The sequence below is a fragment of the Spirillospora sp. NPDC048824 genome (assembly GCF_043198455.1).
Taxonomy (GTDB): domain Bacteria; phylum Actinomycetota; class Actinomycetes; order Streptosporangiales; family Streptosporangiaceae; genus Spirillospora.
On record NZ_JBICUS010000024.1, the window covers coordinates 68413 to 85416 of the forward strand.

At 68.7% G+C, this 17004-nt stretch carries 17 protein-coding genes and 1 pseudogene; 11 read left to right on the forward strand and 7 right to left on the reverse strand.

Going from position 1 to position 17004, the window contains the following annotated elements; translation table 11 throughout:
• Window positions 1–84 precede the first annotated feature (84 nt).
• The 3 genes from ACGFIS_RS33360 to ACGFIS_RS33370 are packed head-to-tail and all read right to left on the reverse strand — an operon-like array spanning window position 85 to window position 2172.
• Window positions 85–1356 (reverse strand): cytochrome P450, encoded by a 1272-nt coding sequence (locus ACGFIS_RS33360; RefSeq protein ID WP_392973579.1) that lies wholly within the window; start codon window positions 1354–1356, stop codon window positions 85–87.
• 1 nt (window position 1357) lies between these two features.
• On the reverse strand, window positions 1358–1558 hold the full coding sequence (locus ACGFIS_RS33365; RefSeq protein WP_392973581.1) for a ferredoxin: 201 nt from the start codon (window positions 1556–1558) through the stop codon (window positions 1358–1360).
• Entirely contained in the window at window positions 1555–2172 is a 618-nt protein-coding gene (locus ACGFIS_RS33370) for a TetR/AcrR family transcriptional regulator (protein ID WP_392973583.1), read from the reverse strand. Before ACGFIS_RS33370 ends, ACGFIS_RS33365 begins: the two co-directional genes overlap by 4 nt.
• Window positions 2173–2344: 172 nt before the next feature.
• On the opposite strand from ACGFIS_RS33370, the gene ACGFIS_RS33375 reads away from it, so the two are divergent.
• The 6 genes from ACGFIS_RS33375 to ACGFIS_RS33400 all read left to right on the forward strand — a co-directional run bounded on the left by ACGFIS_RS33375 (window position 2345) and on the right by ACGFIS_RS33400 (window position 7727).
• Window positions 2345–2737 (forward strand): VOC family protein, encoded by a 393-nt coding sequence (locus tag ACGFIS_RS33375; protein ID WP_392973585.1) that lies wholly within the window; start codon window positions 2345–2347, stop codon window positions 2735–2737.
• An 892-nt stretch (window positions 2738–3629) separates the two neighbouring features.
• Complete coding sequence (locus tag ACGFIS_RS33380) at window positions 3630–5192, forward strand: hypothetical protein (protein WP_392973587.1); 1563 nt, start codon at window positions 3630–3632, stop codon at window positions 5190–5192.
• Window positions 5176–5625 carry a hypothetical protein gene (locus ACGFIS_RS33385; RefSeq protein ID WP_392973589.1) on the forward strand — a complete coding sequence of 150 codons (450 nt, stop codon included), beginning with the start codon at window positions 5176–5178 and terminating at the stop codon, window positions 5623–5625. Before ACGFIS_RS33380 ends, ACGFIS_RS33385 begins: the two co-directional genes overlap by 17 nt.
• Window positions 5610–6110 (forward strand): hypothetical protein, encoded by a 501-nt coding sequence (locus ACGFIS_RS33390; RefSeq protein ID WP_392973591.1) that lies wholly within the window; start codon window positions 5610–5612, stop codon window positions 6108–6110. Before ACGFIS_RS33385 ends, ACGFIS_RS33390 begins: the two co-directional genes overlap by 16 nt.
• 517 nt (window positions 6111–6627) lie before the next feature.
• A complete protein-coding gene (locus ACGFIS_RS33395) occupies window positions 6628–7542 on the forward strand; it encodes a helix-turn-helix domain-containing protein (RefSeq protein ID WP_392973593.1) in 915 nt (304 codons plus the stop codon).
• The gene (locus ACGFIS_RS33400) at window positions 7542–7727 is read left to right on the forward strand and encodes a DUF397 domain-containing protein (protein ID WP_392973611.1); all 186 of its coding nucleotides are present in this window, start codon (window positions 7542–7544) and stop codon (window positions 7725–7727) included. The genes ACGFIS_RS33395 and ACGFIS_RS33400 overlap by 1 nt, the downstream gene beginning before the upstream one ends.
• Before the next feature lie 250 nt (window positions 7728–7977).
• Here ACGFIS_RS33400 and ACGFIS_RS33405 read toward each other — a convergent pair.
• Window positions 7978–8274 (reverse strand): annotated as a pseudogene (locus ACGFIS_RS33405) (DUF7008 domain-containing protein); the annotation flags it as partial.
• 152 nt (window positions 8275–8426) lie between these two features.
• Here ACGFIS_RS33405 and ACGFIS_RS33410 point away from each other — a divergent pair.
• The 3 genes from ACGFIS_RS33410 to ACGFIS_RS33420 all read left to right on the forward strand — a co-directional run bounded on the left by ACGFIS_RS33410 (window position 8427) and on the right by ACGFIS_RS33420 (window position 11556).
• Window positions 8427–8753, forward strand: coding sequence for a hypothetical protein (locus ACGFIS_RS33410; protein ID WP_392973595.1), 327 nt, complete (start codon window positions 8427–8429; stop codon window positions 8751–8753).
• Window positions 8754–9184: 431 nt separating this feature from the next.
• Window positions 9185–9544 carry a nucleotide pyrophosphohydrolase gene (locus ACGFIS_RS33415; protein ID WP_392973597.1) on the forward strand — a complete coding sequence of 120 codons (360 nt, stop codon included), beginning with the start codon at window positions 9185–9187 and terminating at the stop codon, window positions 9542–9544.
• Window positions 9545–9681: 137 nt separating this feature from the next.
• Window positions 9682–11556: a DNA/RNA helicase domain-containing protein gene (locus tag ACGFIS_RS33420; RefSeq protein ID WP_392973599.1), complete on the forward strand. Its 1875-nt coding sequence runs from the start codon at window positions 9682–9684 to the stop codon at window positions 11554–11556.
• A 134-nt stretch (window positions 11557–11690) separates the two neighbouring features.
• On the opposite strand, the gene ACGFIS_RS33425 is transcribed toward ACGFIS_RS33420, so the two are convergent.
• A complete protein-coding gene (locus ACGFIS_RS33425) occupies window positions 11691–11930 on the reverse strand; it encodes a hypothetical protein (protein ID WP_392973601.1) in 240 nt (79 codons plus the stop codon).
• Window positions 11931–11986: 56 nt separating this feature from the next.
• On the opposite strand from ACGFIS_RS33425, the gene ACGFIS_RS33430 reads away from it, so the two are divergent.
• On the forward strand, window positions 11987–13051 hold the full coding sequence (locus tag ACGFIS_RS33430) for a UvrD-helicase domain-containing protein (protein WP_392973603.1): 1065 nt from the start codon (window positions 11987–11989) through the stop codon (window positions 13049–13051).
• Window positions 13052–13072: 21 nt separating this feature from the next.
• On the opposite strand, the gene ACGFIS_RS33435 is transcribed toward ACGFIS_RS33430, so the two are convergent.
• Entirely contained in the window at window positions 13073–13504 is a 432-nt protein-coding gene (locus ACGFIS_RS33435) for a protein kinase (protein WP_392973605.1), read from the reverse strand.
• 93 nt (window positions 13505–13597) lie between these two features.
• Window positions 13598–15592, reverse strand: a complete 1995-nt coding sequence (locus tag ACGFIS_RS33440; protein ID WP_392973607.1) for an N-6 DNA methylase — start codon at window positions 15590–15592, stop codon at window positions 13598–13600.
• 201 nt (window positions 15593–15793) lie between these two features.
• Between ACGFIS_RS33440 and ACGFIS_RS33445 the strand changes: the two genes are divergently transcribed.
• The gene (locus ACGFIS_RS33445; protein ID WP_392973609.1) at window positions 15794–16951 is read left to right on the forward strand and encodes a hypothetical protein; all 1158 of its coding nucleotides are present in this window, start codon (window positions 15794–15796) and stop codon (window positions 16949–16951) included.
• Window positions 16952–17004: the final 53 nt, after the last annotated feature.

The following is a 17004-nucleotide window of genomic DNA, read 5'->3' on the forward strand; positions in this document are numbered from 1 at the left end:
ACACGCTAAACACCTAGTCAGGCCGCTGATTCGCACACCCACGGGCCGAACCTCGACCGGCCTGAGCGTGCGGGATCCGAACGTTCAGGTGATGCGGACGGGGAGGGTGCGCGGCCCGCGGACCTGTCCCGCGGACCACGTCACCGCGGACGGGTCGTCCAGGGTGAAGGCCGGGATCCGTTGGAGCCACACGTCGAGGGCGACGCGGAGTTCCATGCGGGCCAGGTGGGAGCCGACGCAGCGGTGGATGCCGAGGCCGAACGCGGAGTGCCGGTTGACCTCCCGGTCGATCACGACCTCGTCCGCCCGGTCGAACTGCGCCGGGTCGCGGTTGGCGGACGGGAACGACAGCAGCACCCAGTCGTCGGCCTTCATGTCCACGCCGCGCCAGTGCATGTCGTCTTTGACGAGCCGCGCCATCGTGACCGGCGCGTAGGCGCGAAGGAATTCCTCCATCGCGGTCGGCACCAGGCCAGGGTCCGCGACGAGTCGCTCGCGGTCGGCCGGTGTCTTCGCCAGGTGCCACAGGGAGGCGCCGATCGCGCTCCACGTGGTGTCGATGCCCGCGATGAGCAGCAGCGCCATCGTCCCCGCGACATGGGACGGTTCGAGCTTGCGGCCGTAGATCTCGGCGTCGATGAGGTAGGTGGTGAGGTCGTCGCGCGGGTTCTCGACGTGGTCGCGGATCTGGACGTGCAGGTAGTCGAACAGCTGCTCCATCCGCTCGAGGCGCTCCTCGGGCGGCAGGTTGACGCCTTCGAGCGCGTTCTCGACGAACCGGCGGAACCGCGGCCCGTCCTCCTGCGCAAAGCCGAGCATGTCCGCGATGACCCGCATCGGGATGTGCTGGGCGTACTCGTGTGCGGCGTCGACGACGTCACGGCCTTCGAAGGAGTCGATGAGCGCGTGGCAGAACGCCCTGGTCGCCGGCTCCAGCCTCCCGACTGCGGACTTGGTGAACGCCGGGAGCAGCAGCCTGCGCGCGTCGCGGTGGAACGGCGGGTCGGACGAGATCGGCGGCACCCCGCCCACCGGCGCGATCTCCCGCGGCGGCCGGAAGTTGCTCATGATGATCGACCGAGACGAGAAGTGCTCGGTGTCGTAGGCGATCGCCGCGACGTCCTCGTGCCGCGTGGGCAGCCAGCCGCCGCCGAACCGCTCGGTGCGGGCGAACGGGCAGCGCTGCCGCAGGTCGTCCTGGATCGGATACGGGTCGGCCGCCCATTCTGGTTCGAGATGGGAGAAGTCGGTCGTCCAGTCCGCGACGGGGCCGGTGATGATCTCGTTGCGGGTGCCGGTGGGGCGGCTCTCCCGCATCTCCTCGAAGCCCCTGTCGAAGCGGTCGTCGGCGGTCATGTCACCCTTCCTTGCGGACGTCGATCGCCCGTTCGGGGCAGTTGGCGACCGCCCGGCGGACGCCCGCTTCGTCGTCCGGTGCCACGGCGCCGTCGCCGAGGACCGTCCCGTAGCCCTCGTCGTCCTCGCCGAACAGGTCGGGGGCCAGGTCGTAGCAGCGGCCATGTCCCTGGCAGCGCTCGGAGTCGATCTGTACCTTCACTGGGTTCCTCCCGTCTGTGCCGTGGTGGCGGGCGGCGCGAGAGCGGCCGCGATGCGGGTGAGGAGCGCGGACCACTCCTCGTCCCCGACCACGTGCATGTCCGGCGTGACGAGCGCGCTGCCCATCCCCAGCAGGAGGCACAGGTGGGCGAGCGCGTTCGGTGAAACGGCGGCGTCGAACTCGTTCCCGGCCTGCGCGCCGCGGACCAGCCCGGTGAGCCAGTCGCCGCGTTCGCCCACGTAGTCGCGCATGGGCCGGGCGACGTCCTCGTCGCGGCGGGCGGCGACGAGCGCCTCCACGATCAGGTGACCGGTGGGGTCGCGGTGCCGGGGAAGCCACCGCCCTGCGGTGAGCAGCAACTCGGTGACCGGACGGTCGGGCTCGGCGGCGAACAACTCGTCGAGCATCCGCCGCCCGTGCACCCGCAAAGCCGCCACCAGCAGCTCCGCCTTGGAGCCGAAGTGGGCGTAGAGCGCACCGTTGCTCACCGCGGCGGCCCGGGCGATGTCGGCGACACGCGTCCCGTCGTAGCCGTGCTCCGCGAACGCGTCGGCCGCGGCGCGCAGCAGCCGCTCCCGCGTCTCCGCCGCGGTGACGCCCGCGATACGTCCCATGAAGGAATTAAATGACCGTTCATTTGATGGGTCAAGCCCCCCCGGCGACGCCTGCGCCGGCTGCTCCGCCCCACGGCGCTGACCCTGGCCGCAGCCACCATCTGCTGGCGACGCCTCGACCACTGACCCCGCGAAGGTTGTTCGAATCTCTTCCTGGTGGCAGGTTGTGGCCATGGAGATCAACTGCGTGATCGTCGACTCCGCGGACCCGGATCGGCTGGCGGCCTTCTGGAGCGAGCTGCTCGACCGCCCGGTAGTCGCGCGTTCCGGACCGTACGTCTGGCTAGAACGCAGGGACGGGTTGGGCGTGGGTTTCCAGCGTGCCAGCCACTCCAAGACCGGGAAGAACCGACTACACCTGGATCTGGCATCGGAGGACCCGGCAGCCGAACAGGCCAGAGTGGAGGCCCTGGGCGGACGGCGGCTGACCGAGTACGCCCCTGGAGGTTTCCTCGTCATGGCCGATCCCGAGGGAAACGAGTTCTGCGTCATCCCCAAAGGCCCGTTCGACCTCGACGACGAGGGACGGGCCGACTACCTGCCTGGAGACGCGGAGGCTACCTGATCCGGGTCAAGGCCGGACGGCCCTTACCGTCCGGCGCTGCGCGGAAGCACTCCGGCGATGGGCGCCACCTGGATACGCTCGCCGCTCCCCCGCGCCGCCACCACCCTCTGGCACGAGTTCGACCGCCAACCATTCTGTTATGAGCTCTAAGGCCATGCGTCATCCGAGATGCCCTACTCGCGCGGCTCGCGCTCCTGGCGCGGGCGCCCGTTCATCAGATCTCGCAGCGCACGGCATGAAGGTCGAGCGGAGCGTGCACGGTTCGGACATTCACGGGCTGAACGTCGGGATCACTGCACCGGGCGACGAGGTCTCAACGTCGGCCGCGCCGGCAGAGCCGGTCGGAGCTGGTCTGGCCGACCGGTGAGGAGCGACATCGTTCCGCGCACTCCCGCCATACGACCTCGACGAACTCCGACGCGATCTTGATCGCGTCTTCGTAGTACGGCGGCCCGCGATCGTGATCTCGTCATCGTCGGCTTAAACCGAGTGACACGCGTTCGACCGCATGGCCGCCGCCTGCGTCTGCGCCCATCTGACTCGTCCGGGGAAGGGGAAGTAGGCGGCCGATGCCACAGCGACGGTGGTCGCCGTATTCACTGGATATCAGTGCGTCCGCACGCAAACCGTCGCACGCAGTCCGCGTTTTCGCGCGGACGACTCACTTTCTGCCACCCCCTGCCGCTGACTCGAATGAGCGGGGTGTGACCGTCCGAGTCGTGAACGTGCATATCCGGAACGTTCGCGATTACATGGGCGGTGGCGCCTCCGGAGGTCGACCCCGCACGCCCCTCGGATGCATGTCCAACATGTAGCGAAAAGGGCGATAAGTCCGCTGTCAGATTCATAGCGGATGACGGAGTTCCGTTCCCCCGGCGGAGAGGACCAGAGCGTGGGCATCGACCGGCCCGGCGGGACCGACACCCGCGCGGAGAACGTCGAGAAACCACCGGCCGAGGACCGCCCGCCGGCGCCGCCACCCGACCGGCCCGGGTCGCCCGGCCAGCCGTCCCGCCTGGAAAGCCTCCGCGCCGCCCGCGAAGCCCAGGAGGCCCGCCGCGCCGAGACCGCGCCCCAGCAGACCGACACGCAGGAGAACAGCACCGAGCAGCCCGACGAACGCGAGAAGGACAAGGGCGAGCCTTCCTCCGCCGAACCCGCCGAACCCGCCGACGACCGGCAGGACGCCCAGGCCGAGCCGAAGGCCCCGGAGAGGACGTCGGGCAGCGGCGAGACCGAACGCGACGCCGAGGCCGGGGGCGGCGAGCGCGAGCGGCAGAGCGACCGCCCCCAACCCGAGACCGGACAGGGACGGCCGGACGAACGCGGCGAGCAGCCTTACACAGGCGACACCGGCGAGCTTGCTCCGGAGACGGGCAGAGAACCGCGCGGAGAACTCCAGGACGACAAGGCCGAGCCCTCATCCGACGGGCCCGCCGACGAGAGGCCGGGCGCATCGGCCGAGCCGCAGGCCGCCGAAGAGCGGGCGACGACCGGCGAGACCGAGCCGGAGTCTGGCGAGACTGGACAGCCGGACGGACCCGGCGAAGAGCCTCCCCGCCAGGAAACAGGCGAGGCCGGCCCGGAATCAGCGGGACAAGACGACCGACCCGACGACCTCGAAGCGGAGGCCCAGGCCCCTCAAGGCCGGGACCACCAGCCACTCCCCCAGCAGGACGGCCAAACGCCCGGCGACGACGGGAACGAGGCCCGCGGGGAGGCCAGCAACGAACAGAGCCCCCAGGCCGAGGACGAAGCGACCGGTCACGACCACACCCCGCAGAACGAGCCCGCTCCCGCTGAACAACAGGACGGCCGCACCGAGCCGCCGCAGCCCGCCGAAGAACCGGAGCCGCGGGACGAACCGGGTGTCCGGGTCGCCTGGCCACCGGCAGCGGAGGAAGGCGTCACACGGTGGGCGTCCCCGGTCATCCAATTCAACGAGCAGATGCCCGGCAACCAGATCGAGCGCCGTGATAGGAATACCGAAGGCCGACCGGGGACCCCGGCCACCACGGAAGACGAACCAAACCAATACCGCAATCTTCCCGAACTCACCCGTGACGGAACCCCCGGACGCGGCGAACTCATTCCACCGGAGGACGATCCCGAGCAACGCGATTACCTAGAGCCCGACCCCGACACAACACGGCGACGCGATCGGCTACGCCGGAGAACCGCGCGGCAAGCCAATGACATGTCCGACGTCGGCAAGAAGATGGGGAACGGACTTGGCAAGTTCCTTGGCGAGCGACCTCCAGGCCCCTTGACGACAAACACCGGACGCGATATCCCAAACATCCATTCGCCATATCAGCCTCCGAAACTCGGAAGCGGCGCGATTGGAATAACCATCGGTTCAATTCTCATCTACAAGGCGGGCCAGTTGGCCGTTACTGCAGGCAGGAATAAGGTGAGCGAGGTCAGAGAAAGGCGTCATGACGATAACCGATGAAGAGGTGGAAACTCTGCGCGCCCAGCTTGAGGGCCGCACCGAGGACCATCTCCGCATGCTTGAACAGCTTGATTCTGAGCAGGCCAACACCAGCTACGCAATGCTTATCGGTGCAGGCTTCCTCGTGGCCGCAGAGCGTCGCTTCATCCGAAACGGAAAATACGTACCTGATAGCGAAGTGATCGACTTCGTCGCCGCAGTTCGACAGGTCAACGAGGACACGGCCAAGATACTTGACCCACACATTGCGGAACGCATTATTAATGCAGCACTCGACCGAGGGGAAATCGACGACATCGACAACGACACCGTCATCGGAACCGAGATCTTCCTGTTGGGCGCGATAATCTCGGACGAGCACCTCGACGCTGATGAGCTTGATGCTTTTCTGACTGAGACGCGGGCGCTGGCAGACCGATGGCTTACACAGTAGTCGACTGCACGGGCGTTGAGGTGAGGGGCGAGCACACTGCCGCGCTTCGCTCACTCCTTAAGGGAGAGCCCAATGCCTGGGAACCGTTCCAGGTTGCGGAGACCGAAAAGGAAGCGATCGCCTACACCGTGATGCTGTATGGAGCGTTCAGAGTTGCGGTGTGGCGGAAGTTTTCGCCGACCTACTCAGCCCCTGATGTGATCCGCTTCGTCGCGGACATGCGCATCGGTTACGGACGAGACGTGAGCCCTATCCATCCTCGTGTGGCCGAGCAGTTGATTCTCGAGGCGCTTGGGAACCCTGCCGCTGAGTCCTATGTTCCGCCGGACGCTGAGACCGCGATCGGAGCTGAGGCAGCGATTCTAGATACCTTGCTGCACGAGGCGAATCTTGATGAGGGAGGCTTGGAGGAGTTCATCAAAGACTCCGCCGACTTTGCTAGAGAATGGATTGCAGCCCGGCAAGGCGAACTCCGCGACATGTGAGCAGAGTACAAGCAATCGGGGTGGAACGGCCGAGTACGGCGGGTGTGTTCGCGCGGCGTCAGATTTCCAGCAGGCGGGTACCAGCGTGATCTGTTGGACGCGGTGGTGAGGGCAGGTCTGGCGACCACGGGTGTTCGGTGCCTCTCGTCGGCTTGCGACTGCGCTCACCGGCCAAGGAACCATCGATGCCCACACCGACATGCGGCGTGTGCTCTCCCGCGCCGGTAGCAACCCCACGCCACAGGTAAGCAGGCCGGAGTGTAGCTACCTGCGTCTGGGGCGCTGGGCACCCGAGCGGGCGGGTTGGCCGGCTGGTCCGGAGGGGTGGCGTGGACGACGAGATCGGGGAGGTCTGTGCTGAACGAGCTGGCGCGCGTGTTCGGCGAGTGAGACGAGTGAGGTCGATTGTCCGAACGCATACGGGCGCGTTCAATAGAAAACTGTGGCCGTGTTCGACCTGACCACCTGTTCATTTTCCCGCGGGGGAACCTGACCGTCCTGTACATAGGGTAGTTAGATGGTCACGCTCCACTCCCCTCGGAGGTTCGACATGGTCAGTCCGTTCGTACGACGTCAGCGCCTCGCGGCAGTACTCCGCGAACTGCGTGAGGAGCGCGGGATGCTGGCGGACGAACTCGCCAAGCGCATTCACTACTCACGCACGAAGATCACCCGGCTGGAGAACGCCTACGGCCGCCCCGACGTCGGGGATGTCGTCAAGATCCTCGATGCACTCGAAGTCCCGGATGACCAGTGGTCGCAGATCGTTCGGCTCGCCTCTGCTGCCGCCGCGAAGGGCTGGTGGGACTCGTATGGCGACGCCATGGGGGCACGCCAGCGTCTCTACGCGGACCTCGAGTCTGGAGCCGACACCATTCGCGAGTACAATGACACCTCGATTCCCGGACTCCTTCAGACTCCGGAGTTCAGCGATGCACTGGTCAAAGTCAAGCGCGTCGAGGGCCCACTCAGCTTCAGCCCCAAGCGGATGACGGAGGCTCGGCAGCGTCGGCAACAGTCGGTGCTGTGCCCGGACGGGCCGACCTTCGACGTCATCTTGGACGAGGTAGTCGTCCGAAGGATCAACGTGCCGGTAGGCATCATGGCGGCTCAGGTCCACCACGTGGTCAACCTCATGACCTCCGAACCACGCCTCAACGTTAGGGTGCTGCCGGTGGACGCACGTATCGAAGGCGTGTCAATCCCCAGGTCAGCGTTCTTCCTCTATACGTTCCCCGACTCGGCAGATCCTCCGATCGCCGTGGTCGAAACCCCCAGCGCCGATCTGGTATACGCGGAATCCGGCGAGGTCAAGCAACACACAAAGATCTATCAACTTCTCGGCAAGGCTGTCCTATCCTCGGAGGAGAGCCTCACGTGTCTAGCTGAGGCTGCCGAACAACTAACCCGTGAGGCTGGATTAGACGGATGATGAAGAAGTTCACGAGCTGGCGCGTCTCTAGCTACACCGAGGCAGGCGGATCTTGCGTGGAGGCAGGCAAGTCGTCAGTGGGGACAATCGGCGTCCGGGACTCAACGGTGCATGGCAAAGGCCCGATACTCGAACTCACGCGCACACAATGGGCCGCTCTTCTCAACTCAATCCGGCCGAGTTGATTGGACGTTCCTAGCCGCATGGAGCTGACCAGCTCGCACCCATAGCCCCCGCCGTCCAAGACCCTACCGAACCAGATTCAATCCGTAGTGGTCTCCCTTTAGCTTTGGCGGGCCGTCAATCAGCGCCCACAAAGCGCTCGGCCGTGGGCATGATCCGGCAGTAGGCAGTAGCCATCAAGGGGAGCTAGGCACGGCGTACCGCCAGCGAATTGCCTCCGCACCGGGGGCGGGACGCGTACGCGGGTGAGGGTCAAGAGTCCTGCTTCCGGCGACCGCGTCTGGGCGGATCCGGACGCCAGTTCTTGAGGTCGTCGTCCGAGATCCCGTACTCGCGTTGCTTGTCCTGCATGTACATGGCGTAGGCATCGGCCGGGCTCTGGCCGAATGCCGGGTCAACCTTGCCATGCCACTGCCGGACCCAAGGAAGGATCTCAGCAAGGCCAGCGAGCAGTGGAGTCAACCGAGCAGCATTCCACCCGTCCTGAGTGGCCCGCTCCTCGATCAGCATCGTCAGCGCCTGCGCCTGCTCCTGCTCCCGGTGATCCCAGCCAGCCCATCCAGGGCCATTTCAAGGTCGCCTGTCTGGGGTGATCGTCCCTGAGTGCCCGGATCGGGCTCTGCTACGCAGCGTGACGCCGTAACGAGGATGACCTTCTGTCCGTGATCATGGGAGTTCTCACGCTTCCACCATCAGGTCTGGTGTTCGTGCGGCCCAGGCATTTGGCCACCGGGGTGTCCGATGAGGGCGGGCATCTGCTGTTGCGGGACGCGGTGGAGATCGAAGGGCTGCCGGCGGGCGTGTACCCGGTGACCGTGCCGTGGCGGCGGCCCGTCCTGCTTCCCGTGACGGGGAACAGGATCGACGAGCGGATGGAGCGTCTCTGGACGATCGTGGACCTCGCCGACGAGCTTCAGGACTCCGGTGCGGCCCCCTACATCGCCGGGCCCTCCGAGCAGCGCCTTCTGACCGCGCCCGGGCGGCGCTCGGCGCGTTGCCGGCCGCGATGCTGCCCGCGGAACGCGTAGTCCCGCTGCTCGTCAGGACGGGCCTCGGCACGGTCGCGCTCGACTCGGATGGCCCCGGGATGGACCGGCGCGTCGTTCGGAGCTGTGGTCGACCGCGCCGGCGTCGGCCGTGCTCCCCGCCGCGTTCGGCGACGTCCACTGGCGGACGCCGCGCGAAACGTCTTCGGGGACGTCCTGGACACCATCCTCGGCGAGGGCCGGGATCCGCACGCTGAAGTCGGCCGGTTCGGGCCCGTGGCGGCGCGGCTGGCGGCGCGCGGCGACGAAGGGGCGATGACCGCCGAGCGGTCGATGAGCAAGTGGTGGCTGCCGCTGGCGGCTGGCACCCGAGCTCGCGGGCATCGACCTGGTCGTCGCCGAGCTGCTCCTGTCCGCGCGCACGCTGGAGTGGCCCGCGGCCCCGCCGGACGAGGACGTCTAGCCTGGCGGGCATGCACGACAACGGGAGTCTCGTCGAGCGGTTGCGGGAGTTCGCGGCGGAACGCGACTGGGAACAGTTCCACACGCCCAAGAACCTCGCGATGGCCCTGGCCGGTGAGGTCGGCGAACTGCTCGCCGAACTGCAGTGGCTCACCCCTGACGAGTCGGCGGCGGTGATGGCGGACGCCGAGGCCGCCGACCGGATCAGGGCAGAGCTTGGCGACGTCGCCATCTACCTCACGCGGCTCGCCGACGTCCTCGGCGTCGACCTGGTGCGGGCCGCGCACGACAAGCTCGACGCGAGCGGGCGGCGCTACGACCCCGCCACCTACCGAGGGTCGGCGCGTAAGGCACCTCCCATGACCGGATGAGAAATGTCAGGGATCGCCGATAGCCTTTCGCCGTAAGGAGTTGCGGCCCGACGGGCTTCCGCCGACGCGCCTCGGCGCGGACGCGAGACACGCCCCCATACCGCACGAGTCATTCGTGCTGCCTGGGGGAAGATCCCGTGACGGTTCTCCGTCTCACCGCCGAGTCGCTGCTGTCGCCCGCGGAGCGGACGTTCGCGCAGCGTCTCGCCGAGCAACTGAGGATGAGGGACGGCATCACCGTCTCGGCCTCCGAGAAGCGGTCCTGGGAGCGGAGCCTCCCTGTCGTCGCCCAGGACCTCGTCGATGCGGGGCTGGGCCGGGTGGAGATGCTCATCGAGTACAAGCTGCCCTTGACCAGCAAACGCGCGGACGTTGTGCTCGCCGGCGTCGACCGCCGCACCGGCGGTGACGCGTACGTGGTCGTCGAACTCAAACAGTGGAGCCGCGCCGAAGTGTGGGACGAGGACCCGAGCCGCGTGCTGGTCCACAACATGACGGGGACACCGAAACTCCATCCGGCCCTCCAGGCCAAGGGATACACCGACTACATCTACGGCTTCCTCGTCGAACTGGCGAAGAAGCCCGATGCACTGCATGCCGTGGCATACCTGCACAACGCGGCCCGCGGCGATGTCGCCGATCTCTATGACGCCGTCGAGGACGACCGGACGCGGCTGTTCACGCAGTCGACGCGGGGGGCGTTCGTCGACTACCTGCGCGACCGTTTCGCGCCGGCAGCCGGGCACGTGGCGGCCGACAGGTTCCTGAACAGCGAGGTGCGGCCGTCGAAGCAGCTTCTGGCGCACGCGGCCAAGGAGATCCGTGACCGCGACCAGTTCGATCTGCTGGACGAGCAGCGCCTGGCGTACGAACTCGTCCTGCACGCGGTCGACAAGGCCCGCAAGGAGGACCTGAAGACCGTCGTGGTGATCACCGGTGGGCCGGGAAGCGGCAAGAGCGTGATCGCGCTGTCGCTGCTCGGCACGCTGTCCGGCCGCGGGCTCTCGGTGCTGCACGCCACCGGTTCCAAGTCGTTCACGCAGACGATGCGCCGGCACGTCGCCAAGGGCTCCCCGCGGACGAAGGCGATGTTCAAGTACTTCAACAACTTCATGGAGGCCGAGCGGAACGGGCTCGACGTCCTGATCTGCGACGAGGCGCACCGCATCCGCGAGGTGTCGGCGAACCGGTACACGGCCGCCAGGCTGCGCACCGGCCGCCCCCAGGTCGACGAACTGATCGACGCCGCCCGGGTCCCGGTGTTCCTGCTCGACGGCCGCCAGAACGTCCGGCCCGGGGAGATGGGGACGCTGGAGGAGATCCGCGACCACGCCGAGGGCAAGGGGCTGAACGTCCAGCACGTCTCGCTGGACGAGCAGTTCCGGTGCGGTGGGAGCCGCAAGTACGAGGAATGGGTGCTGCGGCTGCTCGGTCTCCACGAGCAGCCGGCCGAACCGTGGACGGGAGACGACGACTTCCAGGTGTCACTCGCCGAGTCCCCCCAGGAGATGGAGGCTCTCCTGGGCGCCCAGCACGAACGCGGGCGCACAGCCCGGATGACCGCCGGATTCTGCTGGCCGTGGAGCAACCCGCGCAAGGACGCCGGAGGATGGGAACAGTCACTCGTCCCCGACGTGGTGGTCGGCGATTGGGCGCGGCCGTGGAACGTCAAGGGTGACCGTGCGGTCGGCGACGCCCCGCCGAGCGAGTTGTGGGCCACGAACCCGGGCGGATTCGGGCAGGTGGGCTGCGTCTACACCGCGCAGGGGTTCGAGTACGACTGGAACGGGGTCATCCTCGGCCCCGACCTGGTCTTCCGGGACGGCAGGCTGGTCGCCAGACGTGAGGCCAGCCGCGACCCGGCGCTGCGGCCGAAGACCGTGACGGACGCGGAGGCCGCGCAGCTGATCCGCAACACCTACAAGGTGCTGCTCACCCGCGGCATGGTCGGGACGCTGATCTACTCCGTCGACGCGGAGACACAGGCATATCTGTCACGCCTGGTGCGCTGAGCGTCTCCCCGCCCGTCCGAAGGCGGACAGCCCCGGCGGCGATTACGCCACAGTTCAATCATCTTCCGTCATGTCGCCCTCCTAGGGTGTGGCCTGACAGAACGTCAGGGTGGGGAGAAAGGGCACGGAGTGGCTCAGCTGGCCGTCGCGAACTCGTTCATGCCGCAGTACGCCCGGCTCGAGCCGAAGGTACGCAAGGGCGTCGAGGCCGCGGTCGCGAAGTTCGCCCAGCACACGCCGCCCTGCACCTTGAGAAGATCCACAATTCCCAGGATCCGCGGATCAGGACCATCCGGATCGACCACTTCTGGCGCGGGGTGGTGCTGGCACCCGAGCAGGGCGACGTCTACTGCCTGCTCGCCGTCCAGCCCCACGACGACGCGATCGAGTGGGCGAGGAGCAGGCGGTTCACGGTCAACAGGCGCTCGGTGTGCTGGAGGTGCGTGACCAGGGCGCGCTGGACCAGATGTCGCCCGCCCTGGAGAAGATGGCCGAGAAGACGGTCTCCCGGCTGTTCGGGCAGGTCCCCGACAAGGACCTCGTCAAGCTCGGCGTCGACGCGGACCTCATCCCCCTCGTCCGGCTGCCGACCGGCGAGTCGCATCTGCAGGCGATGGAAAGACTGCTCCCTGAGCCCCAGTACATCGCGCTGGTGGCGCTGGCGCAGGGCATGAACGTGCAGCAAGCGTGGGACGAGGTCGCCCAGTGCCTGCCGGCCGAGGAGAAGCCGGCGGCGGTCGACCCGGACGACCTGGTGGCGGCGATGCGGCGGACACCCGGCGAGGTCGCGTTCGTCAGCGGACCGGAGGAACTGCGCGACATCCTCGCCCATCCGTTCGACACGTGGCGGATCTTCCTTCACCCGCGTCAGAGGCGGGTCGCGCTGCGTCCCTCTTACAGCGGCCCTGCGCAGGTGACGGGCGGCGCCGGAACGGGAAAGACCGTCACGGCGCTGCACCGGGCGAAGTTCCTGGCCATGTGGGACGCCCGCGTCCTGCTGACCACATTCACCAAGAACCTCTCTCAGGCGCTCGAGAAGCAGCTCGCGCTGCTCGTCGAGGACGAGGCGGTCCGGGCGCGGATCAACGTCCAGACCGTCGACGCCATCACCTCCGGGATCGTCGGGCGGCATCGCAAGCCCGGTATCGCAGGCACGGAAGTACTCGAACCGCTGTGGGAGGACGCCGCCGAGGGGACACCGTTCTCGCCTGCCTTCCTGAGCCGGGAATGGGAGCAGATCGTCCTCGCGCAGGCGCTGGAGAGCGAGCGGGACTACTTGGCGTGCACGCGGGCCGGGCGCGGGGTTCCGTTGGGGAAGGCGCAGCGTTCGGTGGTGTGGAAGGCCATCCGGCAGGTCGTGGACCCGGGCTGGGGGTGCCGTACACCTGCTCCATGGCGGTGTAGCCCGGCGTGTAGGGCGCGCCAAGCCCGGTCGTCGTTCGCCGTACGTCGCCTGGGCCGAGCCCCACGGCGGCGCCGAGATCGAGGACTTTGACCGAACCGTCTGGGCAGACCATCAGGTTGCTGGGTTTGAGTCCCTGTGCACCAAGGGGCGGCGGTGTGCGACGTGCAGCACGGCGCATACCTGGGCGGCTATGAGCGCGGCCCACGAGATGGACAGTCTCTCCTCGGCGTCCAGGACGTGGTCGACCGCCATGCCCTCGACGTACTGCATCACCAGGTAGAAGCAGCCGTCGTGGCTTCCGAAGTCGTAGACGGTCGGGACTCCGGGGTGCTCGAACCAGGCCGTGCTGCGGGCCTCCTGCTCGAAGCGACCGACGAGTGACTCGTCCGATACGCGGGTGAACTTGACCGCGAGGCGCCGGTCGAGGAAGCGGTCGTAGGCGCGCCACACCTCGCCCATTCCGCCGCGCCCGATCGCCCGATCGCCTGATCGAGTTCGTACCGTTCGCGTTCCCCGAGGAGATCGCCCCGCCGCACCACCCACCTCCTCAGGGCCGTGCCCGCAGCGTACTAGCGTCCGGACGGCGGTGGTGGGGCGGCGTCAATCGGAGAAGCGGCTTCAACCGGAGGGGCGGCTTCAATCGGAGGGGCGCAGGGTGCCGGCGCCCAGTCCTTCGAGGCCGAGGCGCAGGACGTCCGCGCCCAGTTCGTAGGTTTCGCGGAGGGCGGACTCCAGGTCGGTGAGCCGCCGGAACGCCCGGCCCAGTTCGGTCTGCTCCTCCAGCGTGAGGCGGGGCAGGCGGGCCCGGCGGACGTCGAAGCGGGCGGACGAGGTGGAGCTGCGGAGGCGGGCGCCCTGCGCGCCGAGCAGCAGCCAGCCCGCGACGAAATCGGGGTCGGCGCGGGCCGGTTCGACCCGGATCAGGGCCAGGCCGGGGCCGAGGACGGGGCCGTCCCCGGTCATGACGCGGGCGGCGGGGTGGCGGGCGGCGAGGGAGACGACGATGTCGCCGGCGGTCGTCGGCACGTGGTCGGCGTCCGGTGCGGCCGTCCCCGCGGGTGCGCCGCCCAGGGCGACGTCTTCGAGGGTCAGGACGGGGACGTCTCCTTCGCCGATCCTCACCCTGGGAGGGGGACGGAGTATCTGGAGCACGCCCGCCTTGGCCAGTTCACCGATCGTCGTCATCGGGACGTCGTCGCGCGCCTCGGCCTGGGTGAGGGCAGATAGTTCGGCGGTCGTTTCCCGCAGTTCGGCGGTCTTGGTCAGGAGGAGGTCCTGTGCGGCGGTGAACGAGCCCTTCGATGCGGGGGCGCTCCGCTGTGGGAGGTAGCGGGCGGGGGTGAGGTCTACCTCGTCGTCCAGCAGGTCGATGATGCGTACGACGACGCTTGCGTCCGTTCCATCGCCCTTGCCCTTGGTGTAGCGGCGCCAGGCGTCCAAGGCGACCTTCGGGAAGGTCTCGGAGTCGGCCGAGGTGTCGACCATCAGGACGTCGTCCGCGGGGGTGTCGCCCGGGGACGGTCGGCGGAGGACCCACACGGCGAGCGCGACCGCCATGTTCGGCACCGCGCCGGAGGGGAGGCCGATGACGGCCCGGAGCGCCCCGCGGCGGAGCAGTTCCGAGCGGACGCGGCGCCCGGAGCGGCGGTTCGCGACGGCGGGGGGCATGAGGATCACGACCGTTCCGCCGGGTCTGACGTGCGCGAGGCCGTGCTGGAGCCACGCCAGTTCCGATTCCATGCGGGGCGGGAGGCCGTACTCCCAGCGGGGGTCGCCGGTCAGCTCCTCGTAGCCCCAGCCGCGGTCGTTGAACGGCGGGTTGGTGGCGACCAGGTCGACCGTCCGGCCGGGGAAGGCGTCGGCGAGGAGGGAGTCGCCCGGGTGGATCTCGGCGGGGGCGCCGTGCAGCGCGAGCTGGATCGCGGACATGCGGGCGGTCGTGTCGTCGATCTCCTGGCCGAGGAGCTCTTCGACGTCCTTGAAGAGGTCGTTCGCCATGCCGAGGTACGCGCCGGTGCCGCAGGCGGGGTCGAGGACGGTGCGGGCGGGGCCGCCGAGGCCGAGCATCAGCCGGACGACCGGCTCCGGGGTGAGGTAGACGCGGCGGCTGTGGTGCTCCAGGTAGCGGGTGCGGAGGAACTCGAAGGTCTCGGCGACGCCGAGTTCGTCCACGAGCTGGGAGAGGGCGCGGACGAGGGGGACGGCGTCGGGGGGCGGGCCGTCCGGCATCAGGTCGGTGTGGGCGCGGACGGCGCCGGGGAGGGCGGCGGCGATCTTCTCGTCCGGGGCGGGCGCGAGGCCCCGCCAGTGGCCGGGGTCGGCGCGCAGGTAGAGGAGGAAGGCGCCGGCGAAGGTGAGGACGTCGGCGAGTTCGACGTCGCCGTACGCGGCGGCGCGGAGGGTCTGCCAGACGCGTTCGCGGACGGGTGAGTCGGCGAGTTTGCCCTGGCCGCGGAGCCAGTCTTCGACGTCGGCGAGGGAGAACGTCGGGCTGACGGCCGTGCCGCCGACCGGCTGGGGGAAGTCGTCGTGGCGGCGGCGCCAGTTGCTCACCGCGGCCCGGCCGACCGCGGCCAGCCGCGCGATATCGGCCGCGGTCACCGTCGCGTCGTGCGGCACCGGCACTCCCATCAGCGGACAGCCTCGATGATCTCCACCTTAGCGCCTACCACGGCCATTGCGGCGGTTGATCTCGTTCACGCCGCCATCACAGTCGTTTCACGCCGAAGCCGTTGTGAACGCTTCTCATTCGGTTGATTATATTCACAGATAGATATGTGGTTGCTGTGTACAGCCGATCCGCTTCCCCCGAGATCAGCGGAGTTGATCCCCATGCTCGTCCCGACGATGCCGCTGCAAGAGTTCGATGACGCCCAGAGCCGCATGCCGCCCGGCCTCGCCGACCGCACCCAGCGGATGCGCGCATGCGCCACACGGGCCGCCTGGTGCGGCTGCTGCGGCGTCGCGCGGAGGCTGCTGCGGCTGTGCTTCGCCGCCGTCCGGCACGGCGACGACGCGATCGCGGAGATGCTCGTCACCGAGGCCGAGCACTACATCGGCGGCGGGCGGCACCCCCGGACCTGCCCGCAGGCGCCGACGCCCGCGGTGCGCGGCCGCAGGGCGCCGGCGCAGGGGCGGGTGCCCGGCTGGTCCGCGTTCCCGGGCGCGCTCGTCGCCGCGACGGACGCGAGCTGGAAGCAGGGCACCTGCGGGACCGGCTACGTCGTCAGCGACGGCCGGTGGGGCATGCGCGGCTGGACGTTCGGCCCGCAGGACCCGACCGGGCCCCGCAGGGTGCTGGTCAGCGAGCTGCGGGCCGTGGCCCTGCTGCTCGACCGCGTCGAGGACGGCCGGGACCTGGTGCTGCTCGTCGACAGCCTGTCCGCGCTGCGGTACCTGCGGGCGTGGCGGCACGGCGACACCGGCCTGATGCCGGACAGCTACGACCTGCGGCCCCGGCGGTCCGGGGCGGCGCCGACGCTGGTCCGGCTGGCCCGGCAGGTCGTCGGGCGGCCCGGACTGCGGCTGGAGCACGTCAAGGGCCACTCCGGCCACCCGCTCAACAGAAGCGCGCAGGTGACGGACGCGGTCATCGAGGCCGTCCAGGCGTTCCACCGGCGCTGGCGCGGCACCCTCGGCCACGCCTCCGTCCCGCCGCGAGCCTGCGCACCGTCCTGGAGTACGCGCTCTACCGGACGCTGCAGCACCCGCGCCCGACCTGGACCCGAGCCTACGAGGAACACGGCAAAGATCCACCGTCCGCCGGGCGCACATCCTGGTGGAGGACATCTTCGAACACGCCGTCCCCCGCCCCCTGACCAGCACCTCCTACGACAACCACCTCACCGCCGCCGTCCAGGCCGCCGTCCAGGCCGCCCTCCACGAAACGGCCGCCGACCTCGGCGTGATCGTCCTGCCCTCCCCCTGACGGTCCCGCCCTGGCAGGGTCGGGGGTATCTCTCCAAGCGTGGGAATGATCTTGGTGGGTAGATGATCGACAGGGAAGATCATCCATCGAATTCGGGGGGATTCGAAGCCATGAG

Coding starts and splice junctions, on each gene's coding strand:
- ACGFIS_RS33395 (WP_392973593.1), top strand. CDS start 6,628: ATGGTCACGCTCCACTCCCCTCGGAGGTTCGACATGGTCAGTCCGTTC.
- ACGFIS_RS33370 (WP_392973583.1), bottom strand. CDS start 2,172: ATGGGACGTATCGCGGGCGTCACCGCGGCGGAGACGCGGGAGCGGCTG.
- ACGFIS_RS33440 (WP_392973607.1), bottom strand. CDS start 15,592: ATGGGAGTGCCGGTGCCGCACGACGCGACGGTGACCGCGGCCGATATC.
- ACGFIS_RS33360 (WP_392973579.1), bottom strand. CDS start 1,356: ATGACCGCCGACGACCGCTTCGACAGGGGCTTCGAGGAGATGCGGGAG.
- ACGFIS_RS33375 (WP_392973585.1), top strand. CDS start 2,345: ATGGAGATCAACTGCGTGATCGTCGACTCCGCGGACCCGGATCGGCTG.
- ACGFIS_RS33445 (WP_392973609.1), top strand. CDS start 15,794: ATGCTCGTCCCGACGATGCCGCTGCAAGAGTTCGATGACGCCCAGAGC.
- ACGFIS_RS33390 (WP_392973591.1), top strand. CDS start 5,610: ATGGCTTACACAGTAGTCGACTGCACGGGCGTTGAGGTGAGGGGCGAG.
- ACGFIS_RS33400 (WP_392973611.1), top strand. CDS start 7,542: ATGAAGAAGTTCACGAGCTGGCGCGTCTCTAGCTACACCGAGGCAGGC.
- ACGFIS_RS33385 (WP_392973589.1), top strand. CDS start 5,176: ATGACGATAACCGATGAAGAGGTGGAAACTCTGCGCGCCCAGCTTGAG.
- ACGFIS_RS33415 (WP_392973597.1), top strand. CDS start 9,185: ATGCACGACAACGGGAGTCTCGTCGAGCGGTTGCGGGAGTTCGCGGCG.